The organism is Yinghuangia seranimata, from assembly GCF_029953285.1.
Taxonomy (GTDB): Bacteria; Actinomycetota; Actinomycetes; order Streptomycetales; family Streptomycetaceae; genus Yinghuangia; species Yinghuangia seranimata.
In genome coordinates, this window is record NZ_JASAOI010000086.1 from 29,360 (window position 1) to 54,944 (window position 25,585).

Genomic DNA, 25,585 nt, shown 5'->3' on the forward strand with positions numbered 1-25,585 from the left:
CCGGGTTGCGGGTCAGTCGAACGGTACCCACGCCGTCTGGATCATCTGGATGCCGCGGCGCCGGGAGTAGAACTGGGCTCGGCCCGGCGGGAGTTGCTGCGGGCGCATGTTGCCGATCAGGGCGCCCTCGTCGCGGTTGCCCGAGAGGAGCATGCCCGGCGTGCCGAGGTCGTTGAGCTTCTGCAGGACCGGCTCGTACAGCGAGCGGCTGGCGCCGCCGGAGCTGCGGGCGATGATGAGGTGGAGGCCGACGTCGCGGGCCAGCGGCAGGTACTCCAGCAGCGGGGCGAGCGGGTTGCCGCCGCTGGTGGCCACCAGGTCGTAGTCGTCGATGATGAAGAAGATCTCCGGGTCCGACCACCAGCTGCGGTTGCGCAGTTGCTCCTGCGTGACCTCCGGGCCGGGCAGGCGGCGGCTCAGCGAGCCGGCGACCTGCGGGACGACCGGCTGGAGCGCCGGTGCGGCGGCCGCGTAGACCAGCAGGTGGCTCTCCGGGACCGCGCCCAGCAGCGAGCGCCGGTAGTCGGCCACGATGATGCGGGCCTGCTCGGGCGTGTACCGCTCGCAGATGCCGCGGGCGACCATGCGCAGGAAGTTGCTCTTGCCGGACTCGGTTTCGCCGAACAGCACGAAGCTCGGGTCGGCGTTGAAGTCGAGCGAGACGGTCGCGAGCTGGGTCTCGTCGATGCCGATCGGCACCGCGAGTCCGGGCATCACGTCCGGGCCGGGCAGCTGCTCGTACGGCAGCATGCGCGGCAGCATCCGGACGCGCGGCGCGGGGCTGCCCTGCCAGGCCGCCTTGACGTGCGCGACCAGGTCGGCGGAGCCGTCGGCCAGGTCCTCCGGGTCCGAGGAGCCGTCGATGCGCGGCAGCGCCGCGAGGAAGTGCAGGCCCTCGGGGGTGAGACCGCGGCCGGGCGCGCCGGTCGGCACGTTGACGGCGATGCGGCGGTCGACCTCGGACTCCATCGGCTCGCCGAGGCGCAGTTCCAGACGGGTCTGAATCTGGTCCTTGAGCGCCGGCCGCAGTTCGGGCCAGCGGCCCGCCGTGATGACGACGTGGACGCCGTAGCCCAGACCGCGCGTGGCGATCTCGGTGATGACGGACTCGAGCGCCTCGTAGTCGTTCTTGACGGTCAGCCATCCGTCGATCACCAGGAACACGTCGCCCCACGGCTCGTCGGGCAGCAGGCCCTGCGCGCGCCGCGAGCGGAACGTGGTGATCGAGTCGATGTTGTGCGAGCGGAAAAGCTCTTCGCGGCGGTCGACGATGCCGGAGACCTCGCTGACGATGCGGCGCACCATCTCGGCGTCGAGACGGCCGGCGACACCGCCGACGTGCGGCAGCTCGTTGACCGTCTGCAGACCGCCGCCACCGAAGTCCAGGCAGTAGAACTGCACTTCGCCGGGCGTGTGGGTGAGCGCCAGCGACGTGATGAGGCTGCGGGTCAGCGTGGTCTTGCCGCTTCGCGTACCACCGACGATGAGGACGTGGCCGGCCGCGCCGGACAGGTCCACGTGCAGCAGGTCGCGGCGCTGCTCGAACGGCTTGTCGACGACGCCCAGCGGGGCCGCGAGCCGCCCGTTGCCGCCCCAGCCGACCGGCGACAGACCGCGCTCCGGCGTCGGCGTGAGCGGCACGTTCTGGCTCGCGAACAGTGTGTCCATCGAGGGCGACTCGGACAGCGGCGGCAGCCACACCTGGTGCGCGGGCGGGCCCTGGCCGGCCATGCGCTTGACGATGACGTCGAGCACGGTGTCCGCGAGGGCCGCGTTGAACTGCTCCTGCGCGACCGGCTCCGGCTCGGGCTCGGCCAGCGCGCCGTTGTTCTGCGCGGGGATGAACGCCGCCTCGGGCGTCCACGCGTTGCTGAACGCGACGGGCCGAGGCGCGCCTTCCTGCTGTTGGTGGCTCTGGCCCGACGGGCGGTAAGGGCCGGACACGTACGCGGCCTTGAAGCGGGCCATCGACTCGGTGCCGAACTTCAGCAGACCCGAACCGGGCACCGACGGCAGCGTGTACGCGTCCGGCACGCCGATCGCCGCGCGCGACTCGGCGGCCGAGAAGGTGCGCAGACCGATGCGGTACGACAGATAGGTGTCCAGGCCGCGGAGCCGGCCCTCCTCCAGCCGCTGCGACGCGAGCAGCAGGTGCACACCCAGCGATCGGCCGATACGCCCGATCTGGATGAACATGTCGATGAAATCGGGCTTCGCGGTGAGCAGTTCGCTGAACTCGTCGATGATGATGACGAGCGACGGCAGCGGCTCGAGCGCGGCACCTGCGGTGCGGGCCCGCTCGTAGTCGTGGATGTTGGCGTAGTTGCCGGCCGCGCGCAGCAGCTCCTGGCGGCGGTTGAGCTCACCGGTGATGGAGTCGCGCATACGGTCGACGAGCGTGAGGTCGTCGGACAGGTTGGTGATGACCGCCGCGACGTGCGGCATGTCCGACATGCCGAGGAACGTCGCACCGCCCTTGAAGTCGGCGAGCACGAAGTTGAGGATCTCGGAGCTGTGCGTCATCGCCAGGCCGAGGACCAGCGTGCGCAGCAGCTCCGACTTGCCGGAACCGGTCGCGCCGACGCAGAGGCCGTGCGGGCCCATGCCTTCGAGCGCGGCTTCCTTCAGGTCCAGGAGGATCGGTTCGCCGTTCTCGCCGAGGCCGATCGGCACGCGCAGCTTGTCGTGCGGCGGGCGGGGCCGCCAGGTGCGCGACATGTCCACCGACGCGGCGTCGCCGACGCCCATCAGGTCGGTGAAGTCCAGGTTCGCCAGCAGCGGTTCGTCGCCGTCGTTGCCGGACAGCCGCAGCGGCGCGAGCGCGCGCGCCAGGCTCTCGGTGTCGGCCACGCTCAGGAGGTCGGGCTGGCCGGAGTAGGAGGTACCCGACGCCGCTTCCAGGATCAGCCGGTCCGGCTCGGCGATGACCGCGAGCCCGCCGCGCAGTTCGTCAAGCGGACCGGCGACGACCTCGATGATGGTGACGCCCTGCAGGCCCTCCGCGCCGGCGAGCACCGAACCCGCGGGGATCGTCCCGCCGTCCAGGACCACCACGACGTGCGGCTGGTCGAGCACCGGCGCGCCGCCCTGCGCGAAACGCGGGCGGTTGGTGAGGTGGTCGCCCAGCAGCCGCTCTATCTCGCCCAGGTCGGTGGCGACCATGCGCACCGGTCCCGCGCCGTCCGACTCGGACGTGTGCTGCAGGTGCGGCAGCCACTTGATCCAGTCCCAGCGGTCGGCGTGCGACGGGTGGATCGCCGCGGCGACGACGATGTCGTCGGGGGAGTGCAGCACGGTCAGTTGCCCGAGCATCGCGCGCGTCACGCCGTACACCGTGTCCGGGTCGCCCGAGACGGTCAGGTGGTAGAAGGAGCGCAGCGACACCGCCATCGGCAGGTCGTCGAGCATCGACTGCGTGAGCATGAACCGCCGCAGCGAGTCGGCGCACAGCGGTTCGAGGTCCTCCAGCGGCGCGGTCGCGGGCGCCACCAGCGGCGTCGACAGGCGCTGTTGCCCGGTGCCGAGCCGGATCTGCCCGAAGTCCCCGTCCGTCGCGCGGCGTTCCCACAGGCGGCGGCCGCCCGCGACGACCGACCACAGCTGGTCGGGCGCGGGGTGGGTCCACAGCTGCGCGCTGCGCTGCCGCTTCGCGGTGCGGCGCACCTTGATGCGCTGCTGGTCGAGGTACTTGAGGTAGTCGCGGCGCGCGTCGAGCAGTTCGGGCGAGTTGCCCTTGCGCGCACGCACGATGTTCGCGACGACCATCGCCATCGACGACACCATCATCATGCCGCCCATGACGAACATCATCTTGTTCGCGCCGGGCATGAAGAGGAAGCCCGCGGACCCGAGCGTCGTCATCATCGGGAGCAGGCTGGCCATCCAGCTCTGTTCCTGCTTGCGTTCGAGCTCGGGTGGCGATTCGAGAGACAGCGCGTCCGAGGGGACGCCGGGCGGGTGCACCCGAGGCGGTCGCTTGACAATGACCACGGTCACAACGGATCAGTCCTATCCGCCAGAAAACGGGACCAAGGGGTTCCCGACACTTGTGGTGAGAACTCCCGATACGGCGGATCGACGTGGCACCAACCCACCCCGTAAGGGTCGTCACCGTTGTTGTGCCGCCTCGCCCCGCTGCCCGAAAACAGCCGGGGGGACGGCTCGCGTCGGCCGATACTACTGCCAAGTCGCATGATCGCCACAAGGTCGGGGCGATAACCGGACTCCGGCGGGGGACACCCGTGCTGATGGTCCGTTAGAGTGCGTGGCTCGACTGGTCGGCCCAGCGCGGACCGGTCCTTACCGAAGCGCTGAGCAGCCAAGCCAGCGCCGAGTATCCGCACCGGAGCCACGGGGAGCAGCCGGGTGAGCACAGCACTGGGTACCGTCGGGGCCGGGCCATCGGCCGGCGCCGCGACCATCTCCACGGGTCTGGTCCGGGTGACGATCGTCGCCCCGGACTGCCGCGTCGACGTGGCGCTGCCCGACGAGATCGTCCTCGCCGACCTCTATCCGGAAGTCCTGCGGCTGTCGGGCCAGATCCAGGCCGACGGCACCGCGACCGGATTCCACCTCGCCCGGCTCGACGGCAGCCTGCTCGACAGCGGTCGCAGCCTCGGTGCGCAACTGGTGCGCGACGGCGAGCTGTTGCGCTTCACGCCGCTCGGCGAGGCGCTGCCGCCACCGGTGTACGACGACGTGGTCGACTCGGTCGCGCGCTCCGTCACCGCGGACCACCGCCTCTGGTCGCCCGAACTCCTGCGCACCGCGGGCCTGACCGGCGCGGCCATCTTCCTCTTCGTCGCGCCGGTGGCGCTGTGGCGTTCGGCCATACCGCACTCGTCGGCGGGCATCATCGCGGGCGTTCTCGCGGTGCTGCTGGCCGCCGTCGCCGGAATCCGGGCGCGTGTGTACGACGACCCGGGCGGCGCCGCCGCGCTCGGACTCGGCGCGCTGCCCAACGCGTTCTACGCCGGCCTGGGCATCATCGAGCCGCACAAGTTCGAGGGCCCGGGGCGCGTGCAGTTCGTCGCCGCGTCCGCCGCCGCGATGATCGTGTCCGTTCTCATCGCGGTCCTGATCCCCACCCGCAACGCGACGTTCGTGGCCGGCGCGGGGGCCGGCCTCATCGGCATGCTCACCGCGTTCGGTCTCATCGCCGCGGACGCCGAGCCGCACGACGCCGCCGCGGTCTCCGGTGTCGTCGGCATCGCGCTCGTCGCGTTCCTGCCCGGCTGGTCGGTGCGGCTCGCCCGGCTGCCGATCGGCTTCCTGCCGCCGGACGCGCCGGCCGCCGCCCGCGCCGCCGCCGACGACCCGGTCGACCACGCCGCGCTCGCGGCCCGTGCCCGCGCCGGGCACCAGATGCTCACCGGCCTGGTCGGCGCCTGCGCCGTCGTGGTCACCGCGTCCGCCGTCGTCACCGGCTACTCGACCGAGATGTGGTCGCGCGTGTTCACCGCCGCGCTCGGCGTCGCCATGCTCGGCCGCGCCCGGCTCTTCCGCTACACCCCGCAGGTCGTCCTGCTGCTCTCGGCCGGCGCCGCGGCGTTGTTCTGGCTGTTCGCGGGCCTGACGCTGCACACCAACTTCCTGCAGAAGGAACAGCAGAGCTGGGTCTTCGGCCTGATCGCCGGCGTCGGCGTGATCATGGCGGTCATCGCGGTCACCGTCCCCGCCCGAGGCCTGTCGCCGTTCTGGGGTCGCGCGATGGACATCCTCGAGGGCATGCTGCTGACCGCGCTGATCCCGCTGTGCCTGGCGGTGCTCGGGACGTACGAGACGCTCCGCAACCTGACCGCCTGACCGGGACTGCTAATGTGGTGCCACCGGGTTTCCAGACCCGGTGTGCGTGCTGCCCGCTTTCCGGAGCGGGTCGTGCGCTGTGAGTAACCGAAGTTCCCCCGTGACGCAGACCGGGGGCGCTCACCAGCCACTCGAATGGAGCAAACGTGTCGCTTGACGCCGCAACGAAGAAGCAGATTTTCGCCGAGTACGCCCTGAAGGACGGCGACACCGGCTCCCCCGAGGTCCAGATCGCGCTGCTCTCGCGCCGCATCAACGACCTCACCGAGCACCTCAAGGCTCACAAGCACGACCACCACAGCCGTCGTGGCCTGCTGCTGCTCGTCGGCCAGCGCCGCCGGATGCTGAAGTACCTGGCCAAGGTCGACATCGAGCGCTACCGCTCGCTGATCGCCCGCCTGGGCATCCGCGCCGGTTCGACGGGCGTCCGCTAAACAGTCGAGTGAAGGAGCGGCTTTTCCAAGCCGCTCCTTCGCCGTATCCAGGACACTGTTTTTGTAGGCTGTGACGCAGCGGCGCCGTTTGTAACAGAGCGATGCCGTGCACGACATCAGAAGCAGAACGAGTACCACCATCGGGAGTGCCGCGACGCGGCAAGGAGCCGGCCCAAGGCGCCGGTCCTCGGTAGTGGCCCCCGGGTACCCGGCAGCACCGGATACCGACCCGGAGGCTTCGATCGAAGACCGGCCCGGCCGTCCCTCACACGTCGCAGCGCGGACTCCCTTGATTGCGACGAGGAGGGTGCCCCGTGGAGGGTACCGACGTGACCTTCGCCGAAGCCGTCATCGACAACGGCAGCTTCGGCACCCGTACCATCCGCTTCGAGACCGGCCGCCTGGCGCGCCAGGCCGCGGGTTCCGCGGTGGCCTACCTGGACGACGACACCATGGTGCTGTCGGCCACCACCGCTTCGAAGCGCCCGAAGGACCAGCTCGACTTCTTCCCCCTGACGGTGGACGTCGAGGAGCGGATGTACGCCGCGGGCAAGATCCCCGGCTCGTTCTTCCGCCGTGAGGGCCGGCCGTCCGAGGACGCGGTCCTGACCTGCCGCCTGATCGACCGCCCGCTGCGCCCGTCCTTCAAGAAGGGCCTGCGCAACGAGATCCAGATCGTCGCGACGATCATGGCGCTCAACCCCGACCACCTGTACGACGTCGTCGCGATCAACGCGGCCTCGATGTCGACGCAGCTGGCCGGCCTGCCGTTCTCCGGCCCGATCGGCGGCGTCCGCGTCGCGCTGATCGACGGCCAGTGGGTGGCCTTCCCGACGCACTCCGAGCTGGAGCGCGCGGTCTTCGACATGGTCGTGGCCGGTCGCGTCCTGCCGGACGGCGACGTCGCGATCATGATGGTCGAGGCCGAGGCCACGACCGCCACGATCGAGCTGGTCAAGGGCGGCGCCGTCGCCCCGACCGAGGAGGTCGTCGCGGAGGGTCTCGAGGCGGCCAAGCCGTTCATCAAGACGCTGTGCGCCGCGCAGGTCCAGGTCGCCGAGAAGGCCGCCAAGGAGACCGCCGAGTACCCGGTCTTCCTGGACTACCAGGAGGACGTGTTCGAGGCGCTCGCCGCCGCGGTGTCGGACGAGCTGTCCGCCGCGCTCACCATCGCGGGCAAGCAGGCCCGTGAGACCGAGCTCGACCGCGTCAAGGACCTCGCCGCCGAGAAGCTGCTCCCGCAGTTCGAGGGCCGCGAGAAGGAGATCGGCGGCGCGTTCCGCTCGCTCACCAAGAAGCTGGTCCGCCAGCGCGTGCTGCGCGACAAGGTCCGCATCGACGGCCGCGGCCTGACCGACATCCGCACCCTCGCGGCCGAGGTCGAGGTCGTCCCGCGCGTTCACGGCTCGGCGCTGTTCGAGCGCGGCGAGACCCAGATCCTGGGCATCACCACGCTCAACATGCTCCGCATGGAGCAGATGATCGACACGCTGAACCCCGAGACGCGCAAGCGTTACATGCACAACTACAACTTCCCGCCGTACTCGGTCGGCGAGACCGGCCGCGTCGGCTCCCCGAAGCGCCGCGAGATCGGCCACGGCGCGCTCGCCGAGCGCGCGCTGCTGCCGGTGCTGCCGGCCCGCGAGGACTTCCCGTACGCGATCCGCCAGGTGTCCGAGGCGCTCGGCTCCAACGGCTCGACCTCGATGGGCTCGGTCTGCGCGTCCACGATGTCGCTGCTCAACGCCGGTGTGCCGCTGAAGGCGCCGGTCGCGGGCATCGCGATGGGCCTCATCTCCGACGAGGTCGACGGCAAGACCGAGTACGTGACGCTGACCGACATCCTCGGTGCCGAGGACGCGTACGGCGACATGGACTTCAAGGTCGCCGGCACCAAGGAGTTCGTCACCGCGCTCCAGCTCGACACCAAGCTCGACGGCATCCCCGCCTCGGTCCTGGCCGCCGCGCTGAAGCAGGCGAAGGACGCCCGCCTGCACATCCTCGACGTGATGATGGAAGCGATCGACACGCCGGACGAGATGTCCGAGTTCGCGCCGCGCATCATCACGGTGAAGATCCCGGTGGAGAAGATCGGCGAGGTCATCGGCCCGAAGGGCAAGATGATCAACCAGATCCAGGACGACACCGGCGCCGACATCACCATCGAGGACGACGGCACCATCTACATCGGTGCCGTGAACGGCCCGTCCGCCGAGGCCGCGCGCAACGTGATCAACCAGATCGCGAACCCGCAGATGCCGGAGGTCGGCGAGCGCTACCTGGGCACCGTCGTCAAGACGACGACGTTCGGCGCGTTCGTCTCGCTCATGCCGGGCAAGGACGGCCTGCTGCACGTCTCGCAGCTGCGCAAGATGGCCGGCGGCAAGCGCGTCGAGAACGTCGAGGACGTCGTCAAGGTCGGCGACAAGGTCCAGGTCGAGATCGCCGAGATCGACCAGCGCGGCAAGCTCTCCCTGATCCCCGTGGTCGAGGGCGAAGAGGCCGCTGCCGGGGACGACTCCGACAAGTGACCACGAAGGTAGCCACGGGCCCGGTCGCTGCGTACGCGCAGCGGCCGGGCTCTACCAAGACCATCCTCAAGGGCGACGACGGCGGCATAGTCCGCCGCACCGTCCTGCCCGGCGGTCTGCGGGTCGTCACCGAGGCCATGCCCGGTGTGCGCTCCGCGACGTTCGGCATCTGGGTCGGCGTCGGCTCGCGCGACGAGACGCCGGCCCTGGCCGGTGCCACCCACTACCTCGAACACCTGCTGTTCAAGGGCACTCCGAAGCGCGACGCGCTGGAGATCTCCGCGGCGCTGGACGCGGTCGGCGGCGAGATGAACGCGTTCACCGCCAAGGAGTACACGTGCTACTACGCACGTGTCCTCGACACCGACCTGCCGCTGGCCATCGACGTCGTCTCCGACATGGTCACCGCGTCGCTGATCCGCGGCGAGGACGTGGAGAGCGAACGCGGCGTCATCCTCGAAGAGATCGCCATGAACGAGGACGACCCGGGCGACCTCGTGCACGAGCTGTTCTCCGAGGCGCTGCTGGGCGACCAGCCGCTCGGCCGCCCCGTGCTGGGCACCGTCGACTCGATCAACGCGCTCACCCGCAACCAGATCGCGGGCTACTACCGGCGCCGCTACCGGCCGCCGAACATGGTGGTCACCGCGGCCGGCAACGTCGACCACGCCAAGGTCGTCCGGCTGGTCAAGAAGGCGTTCGCGGACGTCGCGGTCGACGCCGACGCCACCCCCACCCCGCCGCGCGCCGGGCACCGCAGCGTCCGCGGCGCCGGCGGCGTGCACATCCTGGAACGCCCCACCGAGCAGGCCCACCTGGTGCTCGGCATGCCCGGCCTGGCGCGGCACGACGAGCGGCGCTTCGCGCTCGCCGTCCTCAACGCGGCGCTCGGCGGCGGCATGAGCTCGCGGCTGTTCCAGGAGATCCGCGAGAAGCGCGGCCTGGCGTACTCGGTGTACTCGTACACCTCGGGCTTCGCCGACCTCGGCATGTTCGGCGTCTACGCCGGCTGCCTGCCCGGCAAGGTGCACGAGGTGCTGCGCATCTGCCGCGAGGAGCTCGCCAAGGTCGCCGCCGACGGCATCACCGACGAGGAGCTGCGGCGCGCGATCGGGCAGCTGCACGGCTCGCTCGTGCTCGGCCTGGAGGACTCCGGGTCGCGCATGAGCCGGATCGGCAAGAGCGAGCTGGTCTACGGCGAACACCTGTCCGTCGACGAGCAGCTGGCCATCATCGGCGCGGTCACCGCGGACGAGGTCCGGGAGGTGGCGAGGGACGTGCTCGGCGTACGGCCTACGCTGGCCCTCGTCGGACCGTTCCCCGACCCGGAGGCGTTCGCCGGGGCGGTGGCCTGACCCGCGGCGCGGCCCGTCTCCGGACGGGCCCGCCGCACCGCGGCAGCACCTGCCGAACCACGCACGGCGCCTGTACACCGCGCCGGACAACACGAGGAGCACGTACATGACCGCGCTGCGCGTCGCCGTGATCGGGGCGAAGGGCCGGATGGGCGCCGAGGCGTGCGCCGCCGTCGAAGCGGCCGACGGGCTCGAGCTCGTCGCGCGGGTCGACCAGGGCGACGCGCTGGAGGCCCTCGTCGAGGCCGGCACCCAGGTCGTCGTCGACTTCACGCACCCCGGCGTGGTCATGGGCAACCTCGAGTACTGCGTGCGGAACGGCATCCACGCCGTCGTCGGCACCAGCGGCTTCACCCCCGACCGCCTCGACCAGGTGCGCGGCTGGCTCGCCGACAACCCGGCCGTGGGCGTGCTCATCGCGCCGAACTTCGGGATCGGCGCGGTCCTGATGATGCAGTTCGCCGCGAAGGCCGCGCGCTACTACGAGTCGGTCGAGATCGTCGAGCTGCACCACCCGAACAAGATCGACGCGCCGAGCGGAACGGCGCGGCGCACCGCCGAGCTGGTCGCCGAGGCCCGCACCGCGGCCGGCCTCGAGGCGATGCCCGACGCGACGTCCGACGACCCCGACGGCGCGCGCGGTGCCAAGGTCGACGGGATCCCCGTGCACGCCGTCCGGCTGCGCGGCCTGGTCGCGCACCAGGAAGTGCTGCTCGGCGACGCCGGCGAGATGCTGACGATCCGGCACGACTCGTTCGACCGCACGTCGTTCATGCCGGGCGTGATCCTCGGCGTGCGGCGGGTGGGCGGCGTGCCGGGCCTCACCCTCGGGCTCGAGCACTTCCTGGACCTGGACTAGGGACGTGAGGACGGAAGCACCCGTGAAGCAACGCGTCACCGCCCTGGTCCTGATCGGGGTCCTGATCTTCTACGTGCTGCTCGTCGGCAGCCGCGGCGTCATCGCGATCAACGACGGACGGCCCACCGTGGTCGTCCTCGGCGTCGCGGTCCTCGCCATCCCCGTCGTCGGCGTCTGGTACATCTGGCGCGAACTGCGCTTCGGCTTCACCATGCAGCAGCTCGCCCGCGAGCTCGAGGCCGAGGGCGCCCTGCCCGCCGACGAGCTCGAACGCACCGCCGACGGCCGCATCGCCCGCGACAGCGCCGACGAGGTCTTCGAGAAGCGCAAGGCCGAGACCGAGGCCGCCCCGGAGGACTGGCGCGCCTGGTACCGGCTCGCCGTCGCCTACTCCGACGCCCGCGACAACGCCCGCGGCCGCCGCGCCATGCTCAAGGCGATCCGGCTGCACCGCGCCGAGCGGACCTGACCTCAGACCGCCGCTTCGGCGTCCGCCGCGGTCGGCGGCGCCGGGGCCGCGGGCACCGCCCCGCCCGGCGCGGCCAGCGCGGCCACCGTGTCCTGCGACACCGGCGCCGAGAAGATCCCCACCACCGAGTCCACCAGGTCCGCGACGAACGCGGCGGGCGGCAGCACGTCCTCGGGCATCCCGTCGTGCACGCGCTGCTCCCGGTCGGCCGTCGCGTGCACCAGCAGGCTCCCGCCCAGCTGCAGACGGCTGCGGCGCACCGGCGCGGGCAGATGCGCCAAGGCCTCGCCGATCATCAGGCCGATCCGCGTCACGCTGCCCTCGACGCCCATCGCCGGCAACGCGTACACCGACGCACCTGCGTGCTGGTGGACACGCGCCAGGAACCGCACGTAGAAGCTCCCGCCCCCGTCGATCTGCTCCGCCAGCGGACGCACCATCGCGTCCGTCAGCGCCCGCAGGTCGCCGCGCAGCCCCGCGCGCACCAGCACGTCCACCATGTCCTCGCGCCGCCGGTTGATCGACGCCAGCCGGAACGCGAAGATCGCGCGGACCAGGTCCTCCTTCGTCCCGAAGTGGTACTGCGCCGCCGAATTGTTGCGCTGGCCCGCGGCCACACTGATCTGACGCAGCGACACCGCGTCGATCCCGTGCAACGCGAACAGCCGCTCGGCGGTGAGCAACAGGCGCTCCCGCGTGGAGGCCCGAGACGAGGTCGCTGTCACGGCCCCACGTTAAGACGCCTGACTTAGCCGATCAATGCGCGTCCACAGGGCTTTGCAAACGGGAAACCGGCGAGATGGCCCCGCCGGCGCCCTCCCGCGCCGCGCGTCACGCCTCCGTGGCGTCCTCCTCCACGTCCGTGTGCAGCCGCCACTGCCGCACCCGCTGCGCGCCGTGCTCGTCCAGCTCCAGATCCCGGCGCGCGCCGTCCACGGCCCACCCCGCCGTCTCCAGGAACTCCCGCAACGGCGCGTCCGGCTCCAACACCCACATGACCAACACGCCCGCCCCCTGCCCGCGCGCGTGCTCCACCGCGGCCGCCAGCAACCGCGACGCGTGCCCCTTGCGCTGCTCCGCCGGGGCCACGACCAGGATGGTCAGCTCCAGCGCGTCCTCGTCCAGGTCCGGGTCCTGCGCCGGCACCACCGCCGCGAACCCCACCGGCTTCGCCTCCGCGCACGCCACCAACACCGTGTGCCGCGAAGACGGCGGATGCGCGGCGGCATGCCCCCATCCGGCCGCCAGCACCTCCGGATCGAACGGCTCCAGGGCGACCTCTGGCAACACGCCCTGGTACGCCGCGCGCCACGCCGACGCCTGGACGACGCCGAGCGCCGGACCGTCCTCACTACGCGCGGTCCGCACACTTACGTCCGTCATGTCGACTCCTTCGGAACGGGGTACGCAAGCGGATTGTGCCGTCAATCCCCGGCGCACGTCTGCCGATCCGCCTCCAACACCCCGACACGCCGCAGCTGCCAGCGAGCCCACCGCCCGACGTGCCACGCTGTCTCCGACACACCGCGCCCGGCGAGAGGACACGGCCATGCGGGCCCGCACCTGGCACCTTCCCATCACCTGCGCGGCGGTCCTGCTGGCGGCGACGGGGTGCGCGGTCGGCCCGACCATCTCCGACGAACCGGCAAAACCGGCAGCGGCCGAGAGCGGGCTTCCGACGACGACCCAGGCCCAGACCCAGGCCCCGGGCCAGCCGGTCCGGCCGACGACACCGCCGCCCGGCGGCGGTAACCAGCCGGGCAGCCCCGGCGCGACCGCGGCGCCCGCCACGTCGCCCGCCGCCCCCAAGTACGAGATCGGCGGCGGCACGCCATTCGTGTTCGCCGACGGCAGCGAGGTGCAGGTGCTGGCGGCCCACAACGACGGGGCGATCAGCGGCGACCCCAAGGGCCGCGTGCGCATCGCCGTGCGGCTCAGCATCAAGAACGGAACCGACCGGCCGCTGTGGGCCTACCGGCTCGACGTGCAGCTGCGCGCGTGCGCCGATCCCGCCCCGCGCTGCGAGCGCATCACCACGCCGGGCACCTCCGCCGAAGCGGCGAAATACGTCCAGCAGGGTGAGACGAAGACGGTCGACTGGTTCTTCGCGGCAAAGCCCGACGGTCTCGGCAGCGCGGTCGTCGAGGTCGGCGACCCCAAGTCGGTCAGGGCGGAGTTCAACGGAACGGTGTCCTGACAGCGCCGTTTACGCGTGCTTGGGCGCCGGAAGCTCCGTCCGGTCGGGCGGCTCCGGAGCGTCGACGGGCGGGCAGGGCGCCGCGTCGGGTGTCAGGCGTTGTCGTCCCGCGTGGCTAGGCTGGGCGGCGGCCGAATGGGCCAGCTGTTGCCGACCGAGGAGTGCACCGCGTGACCGACACGTCCGCCGAGTCCGAGATCCGTTTCCGCAGCGACGTCACCGTCGAACTGGTGAAGCACAGCGCCGGGGACCAGGACGTCCTGTGGGCCGCACGGGTGTCCACCGCGGGGGAGAAGTCGCTGGACGAGTTGCAGAAGGACCCGGAGCGCTCGAAGGGCCTGATCAACTATCTGATGCGCGACAAGCACGGCAGCCCGTTCGAGCACAACTCGATGACGTTCTTCGTCAGCGCGCCGATCTTCGTGTTCCGCGAGTTCCACCGGCACCGGGTGGGCTGGTCGTACAACGAGGAGTCCGGCCGCTACCGCGAGCTGCAGCCGGTGTTCTACGTGCCGTCCGAGGACCGGAAGCTGGTTCAGCAGGGCAAGCCGGGAGCGTACGACTTCGTCGAGGGCACCGCGGAGCAGCACAAGATCGTCGGGGAAACCACCCGCGAGGCGTACCGCCAGGCGTACCGTGCGTACCAGGAGATGCTCGCGGCGGGCGTCGCGCGCGAGGTGGCCCGGACGACGCTTCCGGTGGGCCTGTACTCGTCGATGTACGCGACGTGCAACGCCCGCTCGCTGATGCACTTCCTGGGGCTGCGGACACGCCGTGACGACGCGGCGTACCCGTCGTTCCCGCAGCGTGAGATCGAGATGGTGGCGGAGAAGCTGGAGGCGGCGTGGGCGGAGCTGATGCCGCTGACCTACGCCGCGTTCAACGCGAACGGCCGGGTCGCGCCGTGATGTGAGGCGGACGCCCGTCCGGTACGCGGTGGTTGGTCGGTGGTTGGTCCGAGCCGCGCAGGTTACCCCGGTTTCGGGTGCTCCGCGTGTGCAAATCGGCACAAAGGGTGACGTACAACTTTTTTCGCGTCATTACCCGGCATTTTTTCGCCACGTGCCTGATACTGAAGGAGACCTCGGCGCTGCTTGAACCCCCGAGCAGGCAGCGCCGGGGTCCCTTGCCGTCCGGACCCGTACGGTCCCCGTCAGGGGACGCGCCGGGGCAGGTCGGTGGGGGTTTCGGGGGCTTCGGTGCGACCGGAATGTGGGCCGCTACAGCCTGCCCGGTACCCGGCCCGGTACCGTTTGGGGCATGGCTCCGACCTCCACCCCTCAGACCCCGTTCGGCCGGGTGCTCACCGCGATGGTGACCCCGTTCACCGCCGACGGCGAGCTCGACCTGGCCGCTGCCCAGCGGCTGGCCGCGCACCTTGTCGACGCCGGCAACGACGGCCTCGTCGTCAACGGCACCACGGGCGAGTCGCCCACGACGAGTGACGCGGAGAAAGCGCGGCTGGTCCGCGCGGTGGTGGAAGCGGTGGGTGACCGGGCCTTCGTGGTGGCCGGCGCCGGGAGCAACGACACGGCGCACAGCGTGGAGCTGGCGCGCGAGGCCGAGGCGGCCGGCGCGCACGGGCTGCTCCTGGTGACGCCGTACTACAGCAAGCCGCCGCAGGAGGGCCTGTACCGGCACACGGTGCGCGTCGCGGACGCGACCGAGCTGCCGGTGATGCTGTACGACATCCCGGGCCGTACCGGGGTCGCTCTGGAGACGGACACCATTGTTCGCCTGGCGGAGCACCCGCGGATCGTCGCGAACAAGGACGCCAAGGGCGACCTGGGCGCCGCGTCGTGGGTCATGGCCCGCAGCGGGCTGCCGTACTACTGCGGCGACGACATGCTGAACCTGCCGATGCTGTCGATCGGCGCGGCCGGTTTCGTCAGCGTGGTGGGCCATGTCGTGGCCCCGGAGCTGCGCGCGCTGGTCGACGCGTACACCGCGGGCGACGTGGTGAAGGCGAGGGAGATCCACCAGAGGCTGCTGCCGGTGTACACCGGTGTTTTCCGCACGCAGGGCGTGATCCTGAGCAAGGCCGCGCTCGCGGCACAGGGCCTGATCGCGGGCGCGCTGCGCCTTCCGCTGATCGAGGCGACCGACGAGCAGATGGCCGTGCTGAGGCAGGATCTCGCGGCGGGCGGGGTAGAGCTTTAGAAAGTGCTCGGACGGGAGTGGATCTCGTCCGGGTTTGAACGCATCACTTGCGCAGACCGTCCGGTGTTCCGGGCGTGTGTGCGTGGCGAGGAGAGAAATTTGAGTCATCCGCATCCGGAACTCGGACCGCCCCCGGAACTTCCCGAGGGCGGACTGCGCGTCATCCCTCTGGGCGGTCTCGGAGAGATCGGCCGGAACATGACCGTCTTCGAGTGCGCCGGGCGGCTGCTGATCGTTGACTGCGGGGTGCTGTTCCCCGAGGAGGAGCAGCCTGGCATCGACCTCATCCTGCCGGACTTCACCGCCATTCGGGACCGGCTGGACGACATCGAGGCGATCGTGCTCACGCACGCGCACGAGGACCACATCGGTGCCGTGCCGTATCTGCTGCGCGAAAAGGGCGACATCCCGCTCATCGGGTCGAAGCTGACGCTCGCGCTCATCGAGGCCAAGCTCAACGAGCACCGCATCCGGCCGTACACGCTGGAGGTCGCCGAGGGCGACCGTGAGCGGCTCGGCCCGTTCGACTGCGAGTTCATCGCGGTCAACCACTCGATCCCGGACGCTCTGGCGGTGGCGATCCGCACGCCGGCGGGCATGGTCGTGCACACCGGCGACTTCAAGATGGACCAGCTGCCGCTGGACGGTCGGCTCACCGACCTGCCGGCCTTCGCCCGTCTGGGCGCAGAGGGCATCGACCTGCTGCTGGCCGACTCGACGAACGCAGAGGTCCCGGGCTTCATCCCGGCCGAGCGCGAGATCGCCGGCGTCCTCGACCGCGTGTTCGCGGACGCCGACCAGCGCATCATCGTGGCGAGCTTCGCGAGCCACGTGCACCGCATCCAGCAGGTGCTGGACACGGCGTACGCCTACGAGCGCAAGGTCGCCTTCGTCGGCCGCTCGATGGTCCGCAACATGGGCGTGGCCCGTGAGCTGGGCTACCTGAAGGTCCCCGCGGACCTGATCGTCGACGTCAAGACGCTGGACGACCTGCGGCCCGACGAGGTCGTGCTGGTGTGCACCGGTTCGCAGGGCGAGCCGATGGCCGCGCTGTCGCGCATGGCCAACCGCGACCACCAGCAGATCCGCATCGTCGAGGGCGACACGGTGGTCCTCGCGTCGTCGCTGATCCCCGGCAACGAGACCGCGGTCTACCGGGTCATCAACGGGCTGACGCGCTGGGGCGCGAACGTCGTGCACAAGGGCAACGCCAAGGTGCACGTCTCGGGCCACGCGTCGGCGGGCGAGCTGCTGTACTTCTTCAACATCTGCAAGCCGCGCAACTTCATGCCCGTGCACGGCGAGTGGCGGCACCTGCGCGCGGCCGCCGACCTCGCGCACAAGACCGGTGTGCGACGGGACCGGATCGTCATCGCCGAGGACGGCGTCGTCGTCGACCTGGTCGACGGTGTCGCGAGCATCACCGGCAAGGTGCAGGCCGGCTACGTCTACGTCGACGGCCTGTCGGTCGGCGACGTCACCGAGTCCTCGCTGAAGGACCGGCGCATCCTCGGCGACGAGGGCTTCGTGTCGGTGTTCCTGGTCGTCGACTCGTCGACCGGCAAGGTGGTCGGCGGGCCGCAGATCACGGCGCGCGGGTCGGGTATCGACGACGCGAAGTTCGACGACGTGATCCCGCGGATCGAGGACGTGCTGCAGAAGGCGGCGGCGGACGGCGTGGCCGATCCGTACCAGTTGCAGCAGCAGGTCCGGCGGGTCGTCGGGAAGTGGGTCAGCGACACGTTCCGGCGGCGTCCGATGATCCTTCCGGTGGTCGTCGAGGTCTGACGGCGGACCGGGGTCCCGGACTCTTCCGGGGTTCCTTGGAGTGCGGGTGGGCGCGCCGACTGTGCGGTTCGGGCCGGGCGGGTCGGCGTGTCGTGGGCCTCTTGTGCGGGGACGCGTGGCCGGCGCGCCGGGGTGCGGGCCCTCGAGGCACGGGGCGGCCGTGGGGAGTGGCGGGAAATCCCGGACAGGAACGGTGATTTGGGCGCCCTCCGGTATGACTGTCGGCTTTCTCGGGGACGGGTGCCGGGATCCGTAGCGTCGTCCGTGTTCCCGAGGGCACCCCTCGGGACCGACCCGCTGGAGGAACCATGCGCACCGTCGCCCACCATTCCGTCCGCACCGGCCGCGGCCGAGCCGCCGTCATTCTGCTCGCGGGGGCGCTGGCCGCCGGGGCCGGTGTCGCCGCGCCGGGCGCGCCGCACGCGTCCGCCGCCCCGGCGTGCAACTACGTCGCCAACGCCGAACGACCGCTGCTGAACGAGGGGATGGAAGGCGAAGCCGTCGCCCAGGCGCAGTGCCTGATCGGGACCAGGTCCGGGTACCCCAAGCGGTTCGACGTATCGGGGGTCTTCGGACCTGAAACCACCGACGCGGTGTTGTGGGTGCAGAAGTGCAACCAGGTCGACGTCACCGGCGAGACCACCGAACCGACGTGGAAGGTGCTCTACCGGGCCAGGAAGGGCTGCGGGAAGGCCAAGCCCGACAAGCCGGGCTCGCCCGACCAGCCCGGGAAGCCGGGGAAGCCGGGCAAGCCGGGGAAGCCCGGGAAACCGGGCAAGCCGGGGACCCCGGGGAAGCCGCCGACGCAGCCGGGCAAGCCCAAGCCGACCGCGAAGCCCAAGCCGCCCAAGCCGGGGACGCCGGACCACCCCGCGAAGCCCGCGCGTCCGGCGGCCGCCGTCAACGTTCCGGTCTGATGAACCGACCGCCGGGCCGGGGCTGTGGACAACGGCGGGCCCCACCGGGCATATCCGCCCACACTGGGCCGATGACGCCACGTGACGACGACCGCGCGACGGCCCTGCTCGCCGCGCCCTTCACCCTCGCCATGGCGGCGGACCACGGGATCACCCGTTCCGTGGTCCGCCGTTGGCTCCGCGACGGCGCGGCCTACCGGGTCGCGCACGGTGTGTACGCCGGCAGTCAGGTGCCGGACGGCATCGCGACCCGGGCCCGTGCGGTGGCGCTCGCCGTCCCGCCGGGCGCGGTCGTGTGCGGCATGACGGCGGCATGGCTGTGGGGTGTCCGCGCCGCCGCCCCCGCCGACGGGGCGGCGGCGCCGGTCGAGGTGGCCGTGCCGAGCGGCCGCACGCCGCCGCGGCGGACCGGCTGCCACGGGCGCGTGCTGCAGCTGGAGGACGGGGACGCCACACGGGTCGCGGGGGTGGCGGTGACCTCCCCGGCCCGCACCGCCGCCGATGTGGGGCGGCGTGCCGACCGCGACACGGCCGTCGCGGTGCTCGACGGCTTCCTCCACAGCGGGCGTCTGACGGCAGCGCAACTGGCGGAGGCCGTCGAGCGGTTCGCGGGTCTGCCGGGAGCGCGCCGGTTCGCGGCGGCTGCGGGGTTGGCCGACGGCCGCAGCGGCGGCCCCGAGGAGAGCCGGCTGCGACTCGCCGTGCTCGACGACGGGCTGCCCGCGCCCGTGCCCGGCTGGGAGGCCGCGTCGGCGTTCGGGCGCGTGCTGCGCAGGTTCGCCCTGGCGTGGCCCGACCTGCGCCTGGCCGTCGACCTGGAGTTCCCCGGGCCGACCGCCGTACCCCTGACCGCGCTGCCGGACGTCCCGGCGGTGCGGACCCGCCGCCGGAACGTGTCCGGACAGAGCTGGCGCGTCGTCGTCTGCGATCCGAAGGAGGTGACCCGCAATGGTTCGGCCTCGGCTGTCGTCGTGCAACTGCGCCGGGAGATGCGGGACATGGCGGTGTCGGGCAGCGCGGCGGCCTGACCCGCGCGTCGGAGACCGGCCGGAGTGGCGCGGCTCAGGCCTCGGCGACCCGCAGGACGAGGATGGCCATGTCGTCGCGCGCCGGTTCGGCGGCGAACGTCTCGACCGCACGGTGCACGCGGGCCGCGACCGCTCCGGCGGTCAGGCCCGCGCAGCCGGCGAGCACCGCCGCGAGGCCGTCCTCGCCCAACATCCGGCCGGCCTCGCGGCGTTCGGTGACACCGTCCGTCACGCACAGCAGGACGTCGCCCGGATCCAGGTCGACGGACTCCGCGACCAGGTCCACCTCGTCGAGCACGCCGAGCAGCGGCTGCGGTGTGGCGACCTGTTCGACGACGCCGTCGGGCCGCAGCCGCAACGGCAGCGGGTGCCCGGCGGAGACCAGGTTCAGGCGCATCCCGCCGTCGTCCCGCACCGTGATGTGGCCGTGCAGCAGGGTCAGGAAGCGGCTGCGCGGACCCTCGTCCAGGATGGCCGCGTTCAGCCGCTGCAGCACCGCCGGGACCGGCATGCCCTCGCGGGCCAGCAGCCGCAGGGCCTGCCGGGCCAGCCCGGTGACGGCCGCCGCCTCGGGGCCGGTGCCGCACACGTCGCCGATCGCGAAGCCCCACAGGTCGGGGGCGATGGCGAACAAGTCGTAGAAGTCGCCGCCGACTTCGTTGCTCTCACCGGACGCCTGGTAGACCACCTCGACGTCCAGCCCGGGCACCCGCGGCAGTTCCGGCGGCAGCAGACTGCGCTGCAGCGCCTGGCTGGTCGCGCTGCGCTCGGAGTACAGGCGCGCGTTGTCCATCGCCAGCGCCGCGCGCCGCGACAGGTCCTCGGCGAGTTCCAGCGTCTCGCGCCGGAACCGCTGGCCGGCGCCGTTGCCCAGGGTCAGCATGCCGATGCCGCGGCCGCGGGCCACCAACGGCAGGGCGACCACGTCGCCGGTGACCAGGTCCTCGTGCTGGGCGGCGGCTTCCGCGCCGAGCCTGCGCAGTCCGGGCCAGGCCCGCGCGCCGGGCGTCGGGTGCGCGCGGGGTGCCTCGGTCTGCTCCAGCAGGCCGCGCAGTTCGTCGATGCGCGACTCGTCCGTGTGCCACACGCAGCTGAGGACCGGGTCGTGCGCCTCGCCGATGGTGTGCACCGCGCACCACGTCGCCAGCCGGGGCACGACGATCTGCGCCACCATGGCGAGCGTCATCTCCGGGTCCAGCGTGCCGGCCAGCAGGTCGGAGGCCTCGGCGAGGAACGACAGCGAGCCGCGGCGCACCCGCTCCAGCTCGGAAAGCCGCGCGCTCTCGACGGACAGCGAGATGCGGTCCGCGGCGCGCTGCAGCCGCGCGGCGGCGTCGTTGTCGAAGTGCCCGCGGTCCTCGGACGCGACGCCGAGCGTTCCAGTGAGCCGGCCCTCGACCTTGAGCGGTGCGGTGACCGCCGAGCCCATGCCGGTGCCGGTGAGCAGCGGCACGGCGTCCTGCTCCGCCTCCAGGTCGTCGTGCACCGCGGGCATCCGCACGGTGCCGAACCGGCCGATCGAGGTCTCGACCGGCACGCGGGCGTGGCGCTGCTGCGCCGCGCCGAGCCCGGTGGTCGCGCGGACCTCCATCTCGCTCTCGTCGTCCGTCGCGATGAGCACGAACGCGGCGTCCCCGTCGAGGAGGTCGCGGGCGCGTTCGATCGCGCGCTGGAGCAGTTCGTCCAGGCCCGGCCGGGTGGTGCCCTCGAGGCCGTCCCACTCGCTGTCGGTCGGCGGCGGGATCAGGGTGCGCCCGGCAGCAGCGGCCGCCCGGTTCTCCAGCACCGCGCGGGCCCGGGCGGGCACCGCGAGCAGCACGAGCGACGGGTTGTCGGACGCGTCGCGCAGCCGGACGTGCGAGGCGAAGACCCGCACCGGGCGGCCCTCGGCGTGCCGGATGTCGTACATGCCCTGCCAGCGGGACAGCTCCAGCATCGCCGCGAACGGCAGATCCGTGTCCGAAATATCGGGAGTGTGCGGCCAGTCGACGAGGTCGGACAGCCGCATGCCGACGGCCTCGTGCGCGGAGCGCCCGAACAGGTCGGCGGCGTCCACGTTCCAGTGCGTCACGCGCTGGTGGACGTCCGCGTGCACGACCGCGACCCGCACGGGGGTGTCGGCGCCCGGCAGCACGTGCGTCGGCAGTGTCGGCCCGGCGAGGCTCGTCGTCGAGCCGCCGTCGGGCAGGTCGAGCCGGAACCACACCTGCTTGACGCTCTTCGTGTACTCGACACCCCACGCCGACGCTATCGACGCCGACAGGAACAGCCCGCGGCCGCTCTCGTCGTCGCTGTCGAAGGCCCCCACCGGAGCCGGGAGTTCCCGGGTGGGGTAGCGGTCGACGACCTCGATCTGCACCGCGGAGTCGTAGCGCACGCACGAGACCTCGGTGGCGGTGCCCGCGTGCACGATCGCGTTGGTCACCAGCTCGCTGACCAGCAGCACCGCGTCGTCGACGACGACCACGGCGTCCCAGTCGGTGAGCGTCTGGCGGACGAAGGAGCGCGCGGCAGCCACCGATCGGCCCTCAGGGGCGAACGTGGCACTCACTTTCGCGGTGACGACCATGTCGGGTTCCGGATCCATACACTCCCGCATCCTGCGATCCGCGGTGGTTGCGGTGGCGCGCGCGACCTCGCTGCTTCCGTTCTGTCCGTGGCGCGAGGCGGTCTCGCGGCAGTCCCGCACATTACCGCGTCACCGCGACACGGGAGCGGGTCCTTGACGAACATTGGCGACTGTGCAAACGGCCCGGGACCTGCGGACTCGGCCGTACGCTCCGCGCGATGGTGGAAGACTGCCCTGTATCAGCGGCGACCGCCCCTGCCGGGTCGAGGACCACACGGCCCGGAAGGCGGCGCCGGGGCCGGGTGGAGGAATTGCGAGATGGCGAACGCTTCCAGGCGGGACGGACGCGCCGAGACCGCGACCAAGGCCGCGAGCGCGGCGAAGGCCGCACCGAAAGGCACGGCGAAAGGCTCCGCGAAGGACGCGGCCAGGAGTGCGGCAAAGGTCACACCGAAAGCCGCCGTCGCGACCGCCGGGGCCGGCCGCGACACCCGGAGCGCCGCCGAGCGGCGTGACGACGAGCGTGCGCTGCGTCAGCTGCTCGCCGCCCTGACCGCGGTGCGTGACGGCAACTTCCGCCGCCGCCTGACGGTGTCCGGGAACGGCGTGATGAGCGAGATCGCCGCCGTCTTCAACGACGTGGTCGCGCGGAACCAGCATCTGGCCGGCGAGCTCGCCCGGGTGCGCCGCGTCGTCGGCCGCGAGGGCAAGCTGAGCGAGCGCTTCGACCCGGGCCCCGGCGAGGGCGCGTGGGCGACCAGCATCGACGCCGCCAACGCGCTGGTCGAGGACCTGGTGCGGCCGACGGTCGAGGTCGGCCGGGTGCTGGAGGCGGTCGCCCAGGGCGACCTGTCGCAGCGCATGGACCAGGCCATCTCCGGACAGCCGCTGCGCGGCGAGTTCATGCGCATGGGCCGCACCGTCAACGGACTGGTCGACCAGCTCTCGGCGTTCGCCGACCAGGTCACCCGGGTCGCCCGCGAGGTGGGCACCGAGGGCAAGCTCGGCGGTCAGGCCGAGGTCCGCGGGGTGTCCGGCAGTTGGAAGGACCTCACCGACTCCGTCAACACGATGGCGAGCCGACTGACCCTGCAGGTGCGCGACATCGCGCTGGTCACCACCGCGGTGGCGAAGGGCGACCTGTCGCGCAAGGTGACCGTCGAGGTCGCCGGCGAGATGCTCGAGCTCAAGAACACCGTCAACACGATGGTCGACCAGCTGTCCGGCTTCGCGGACGAGGTCACCCGTATGGCCCGCGAGGTCGGCACCGACGGCCGGCTCGGCGGCCAGGCCCGCGTCGAGGGCGTGTCGGGCACGTGGAAGGACCTGACGGACTCCGTCAACGTCATGGCGGGCAACCTGACCGCCCAGGTGCGAGACATCGCCCGCGTGACCACCGCCGTCGCGGACGGCGACCTGTCGCAGAACATCACCGTGTCAGCACGCGGCGAAATGGCGCAGCTGGCCGAGACCATCAACTCGATGACCGGGACGCTGCGGACCTTCGCGTCCGAGGTGACCCGCGTGGCCAGCGAGGTCGGTACCGAGGGCAAGCTCGGCGGTCAGGCCGAGGTGCGCGGGGTGTCCGGCAGTTGGAAGGACCTCACCGACTCCGTCAACACCGCGTTCTTCAACCTCACCGCGCAGGTCCGCGACATCGCCCAGGTGACCACGGCGGTCGCGCAGGGCGACCTGTCGCAGAAGATCACGGTGGACGTCTCCGGCGAGATGCTGGAGCTGAAGAACACCGTCAACACGATGGTCGACCAGCTCTCCGGGTTCGCCGGCGAGGTGACCCGTGTCGCGCGCGAGGTGGGCACCGAGGGCCGCCTCGGCGGCCAGGCGCAGGTGCCGGGCGTCGCCGGAACGTGGAAGGACCTCACCGACTCGGTGAACTCGATGGCCGGCAACCTGACCGGCCAGGTCCGCAACATCGCGCAGGTCTCCACCGCCGTCGCGCGCGGCGACCTGTCGCAGAAGATCACCGTCGACGTCTCCGGCGAGATGCTGGAGCTGAAGAACACCGTCAACACGATGGTCGACCAGCTGTCGGCCTTCGCCTCCGAAGTCACCCGCGTCGCCCGCGAGGTCGGCAGCGAGGGCCGGCTGGGCGGACAGGCCCGCGTCGTGCCCGGTGTCGCGGGCGTGTGGCTCGACCTCACCGACTCCGTGAACTTCATGGCCGGCAACCTGACCGGCCAGGTCCGCAACATCGCCGACGTGACCACGGCGGTCGCCCGCGGCGACCTGTCCAAGAAGATCGACGTCGACGCCCGCGGCGAGATCCTCGAGCTGAAGAACACCGTCAACACCATGGTCGACCAGCTGTCGGCCTTCGCGTCCGAGGTGACCCGCGTCGCCCGCGAGGTGGGCACCGACGGCATCCTCGGCGGCCAGGCGCAGGTCCTGGGCCTCGGCGGCGTGTGGCGCGACCTGACGTACTCGGTGAACTTCATGGCGGGCAACCTGACCGGTCAGGTGCGCTCGATCGCCCAGGTCGCCACCGCGGTCGCCAAGGGCGACCTGTCGCAGAAGATCACGGTCGACGCGCGGGGCGAGATCCTCGAGCTCAAGACCACCATCAACACGATGGTCGACCAGCTGTCCGCGTTCGCCGGCGAGGTCACCCGTGTGGCCCGCGAGGTCGGTACCGAGGGACGGTTGGGCGGACAGGCGGACGTCAAGGGCGTCTCCGGTACGTGGAAGGACCTCACCGAGTCCGTCAACGTCATGGCGGGCAACCTGACCGGTCAGGTGCGGTCGATCGCCGAGGTCACGACGGCGGTCGCCGGCGGCGACCTGTCGCAGAAGATCACCGTCGACGCCCGCGGCGAGATCCTCGAACTCAAGGACACCATCAACACGATGGTCGACCAGCTGTCGGCCTTCGCGGACGAGGTCACGCGCGTGGCGCGCGAGGTGGGCACCGAGGGCATCCTCGGCGGCCAGGCACGGGTGCGCGGTGTGTCGGGCACCTGGAAGGACCTGACCGACAACGTCAACTCGATGGGCAACAACCTCACCAGCCAGGTGCGCAACATCGCGCAGGTGGCGACCGCGGTCGCGTCCGGCGACCTGTCGCAGAAGATCACCGTGGACGCGCGCGGCGAGGTGCTCGAGCTCAAGAACACCCTCAACACCATGGTGGACACGCTGCGTTCGTTCGCGGACGAGGTCACGCGCGTGGCGCGCGAGGTGGGCACCGAGGGCATCCTCGGCGGCCAGGCGCACGTGCCGGGCGTCGCGGGCACGTGGAAGGACCTGACCGACAACGTCAACTCGATGGCCGACAACCTGACCGGTCAGGTGCGGTCGATCGCCGAGGTCACCACGTCGGTGGCGAAGGGCGACCTGTCGCAGAAGATCACGGTCGACGCGCGGGGCGAGATCCTCGAGCTCAAGACCACCATCAACACGATGGTCGACCAGCTGTCCGCGTTCGCCGGCGAGGTCACCCGTGTGGCCCGCGAGGT

General features: G+C 71.5%; 17 protein-coding genes. 13 read left to right on the plus strand and 4 right to left on the minus strand.

Annotated elements, in window-relative coordinates:
* Positions 1-12 precede the first annotated feature (12 nt).
* Entirely contained in the window at positions 13-3,996 is a 3,984-nt protein-coding gene (eccCa, locus tag QI554_RS40760; RefSeq protein ID WP_281477912.1) for a type VII secretion protein EccCa, read from the minus strand.
* Positions 3,997-4,365: 369 nt separating this feature from the next.
* Here eccCa and eccD point away from each other — a divergent pair, with 369 nt between their 5' ends.
* From eccD to QI554_RS40790, 6 genes are all read left to right on the plus strand, one after another.
* Positions 4,366-5,805 carry a type VII secretion integral membrane protein EccD gene (gene eccD, locus QI554_RS40765; RefSeq protein ID WP_281477914.1) on the plus strand — a complete coding sequence of 480 codons (1,440 nt, stop codon included), beginning with the start codon at positions 4,366-4,368 and terminating at the stop codon, positions 5,803-5,805.
* Between the two features lie 146 nt (positions 5,806-5,951).
* The gene (rpsO, locus tag QI554_RS40770; protein WP_281477915.1) at positions 5,952-6,239 is read left to right on the plus strand and encodes a 30S ribosomal protein S15; all 288 of its coding nucleotides are present in this window, start codon (positions 5,952-5,954) and stop codon (positions 6,237-6,239) included.
* A gap of 314 nt (positions 6,240-6,553) precedes the next feature.
* Complete coding sequence (locus tag QI554_RS40775; RefSeq protein WP_281477917.1) at positions 6,554-8,770, plus strand: polyribonucleotide nucleotidyltransferase; 2,217 nt, start codon at positions 6,554-6,556, stop codon at positions 8,768-8,770.
* On the plus strand, positions 8,767-10,125 hold the full coding sequence (locus QI554_RS40780; protein ID WP_281477919.1) for a M16 family metallopeptidase: 1,359 nt from the start codon (positions 8,767-8,769) through the stop codon (positions 10,123-10,125). The genes QI554_RS40775 and QI554_RS40780 overlap by 4 nt, the downstream gene beginning before the upstream one ends.
* 106 nt (positions 10,126-10,231) lie before the next feature.
* The gene (dapB, locus tag QI554_RS40785) at positions 10,232-10,984 is read left to right on the plus strand and encodes a 4-hydroxy-tetrahydrodipicolinate reductase (protein ID WP_281477921.1); all 753 of its coding nucleotides are present in this window, start codon (positions 10,232-10,234) and stop codon (positions 10,982-10,984) included.
* A gap of 22 nt (positions 10,985-11,006) precedes the next feature.
* Entirely contained in the window at positions 11,007-11,453 is a 447-nt protein-coding gene (locus tag QI554_RS40790; protein WP_281477923.1) for a hypothetical protein, read from the plus strand.
* Between the two features lie 2 nt (positions 11,454-11,455).
* Here the strand turns inward: QI554_RS40790 and QI554_RS40795 are convergent, their stop codons facing one another.
* Positions 11,456-12,178, minus strand: coding sequence for a TetR/AcrR family transcriptional regulator (locus tag QI554_RS40795; RefSeq protein ID WP_281477924.1), 723 nt, complete (start codon positions 12,176-12,178; stop codon positions 11,456-11,458).
* Positions 12,179-12,284: 106 nt separating this feature from the next.
* A complete protein-coding gene (locus tag QI554_RS40800; protein ID WP_281477926.1) occupies positions 12,285-12,836 on the minus strand; it encodes a GNAT family N-acetyltransferase in 552 nt (183 codons plus the stop codon).
* Positions 12,837-13,002: 166 nt separating this feature from the next.
* Here QI554_RS40800 and QI554_RS40805 point away from each other — a divergent pair, with 166 nt between their 5' ends.
* From QI554_RS40805 to QI554_RS40830, 6 genes are all read left to right on the plus strand, one after another.
* Positions 13,003-13,650, plus strand: coding sequence for a hypothetical protein (locus QI554_RS40805; RefSeq protein ID WP_281477928.1), 648 nt, complete (start codon positions 13,003-13,005; stop codon positions 13,648-13,650).
* A gap of 170 nt (positions 13,651-13,820) precedes the next feature.
* On the plus strand, positions 13,821-14,558 hold the full coding sequence (gene thyX, locus QI554_RS40810; protein ID WP_281477930.1) for an FAD-dependent thymidylate synthase: 738 nt from the start codon (positions 13,821-13,823) through the stop codon (positions 14,556-14,558).
* Positions 14,559-14,910: 352 nt separating this feature from the next.
* Entirely contained in the window at positions 14,911-15,810 is a 900-nt protein-coding gene (gene dapA, locus QI554_RS40815) for a 4-hydroxy-tetrahydrodipicolinate synthase (protein ID WP_281477932.1), read from the plus strand.
* Positions 15,811-15,909: 99 nt separating this feature from the next.
* On the plus strand, positions 15,910-17,598 hold the full coding sequence (locus QI554_RS40820; RefSeq protein ID WP_281477933.1) for a ribonuclease J: 1,689 nt from the start codon (positions 15,910-15,912) through the stop codon (positions 17,596-17,598).
* Between the two features lie 308 nt (positions 17,599-17,906).
* Positions 17,907-18,515 (plus strand): peptidoglycan-binding domain-containing protein, encoded by a 609-nt coding sequence (locus QI554_RS40825; RefSeq protein ID WP_281477935.1) that lies wholly within the window; start codon positions 17,907-17,909, stop codon positions 18,513-18,515.
* Between the two features lie 71 nt (positions 18,516-18,586).
* The gene (locus QI554_RS40830) at positions 18,587-19,543 is read left to right on the plus strand and encodes a type IV toxin-antitoxin system AbiEi family antitoxin domain-containing protein (protein ID WP_281477936.1); all 957 of its coding nucleotides are present in this window, start codon (positions 18,587-18,589) and stop codon (positions 19,541-19,543) included.
* Positions 19,544-19,577: 34 nt separating this feature from the next.
* Here the strand turns inward: QI554_RS40830 and QI554_RS40835 are convergent, their stop codons facing one another.
* Positions 19,578-22,130, minus strand: a complete 2,553-nt coding sequence (locus QI554_RS40835; protein ID WP_281477938.1) for a SpoIIE family protein phosphatase — start codon at positions 22,128-22,130, stop codon at positions 19,578-19,580.
* Positions 22,131-22,430: 300 nt separating this feature from the next.
* On the opposite strand from QI554_RS40835, the gene QI554_RS40840 reads away from it, so the two are divergent.
* Positions 22,431-25,585, plus strand: a 3,155-nt coding sequence (locus QI554_RS40840; protein WP_281477940.1) for a HAMP domain-containing protein, incomplete at its 3' end; no start/stop codon positions are given.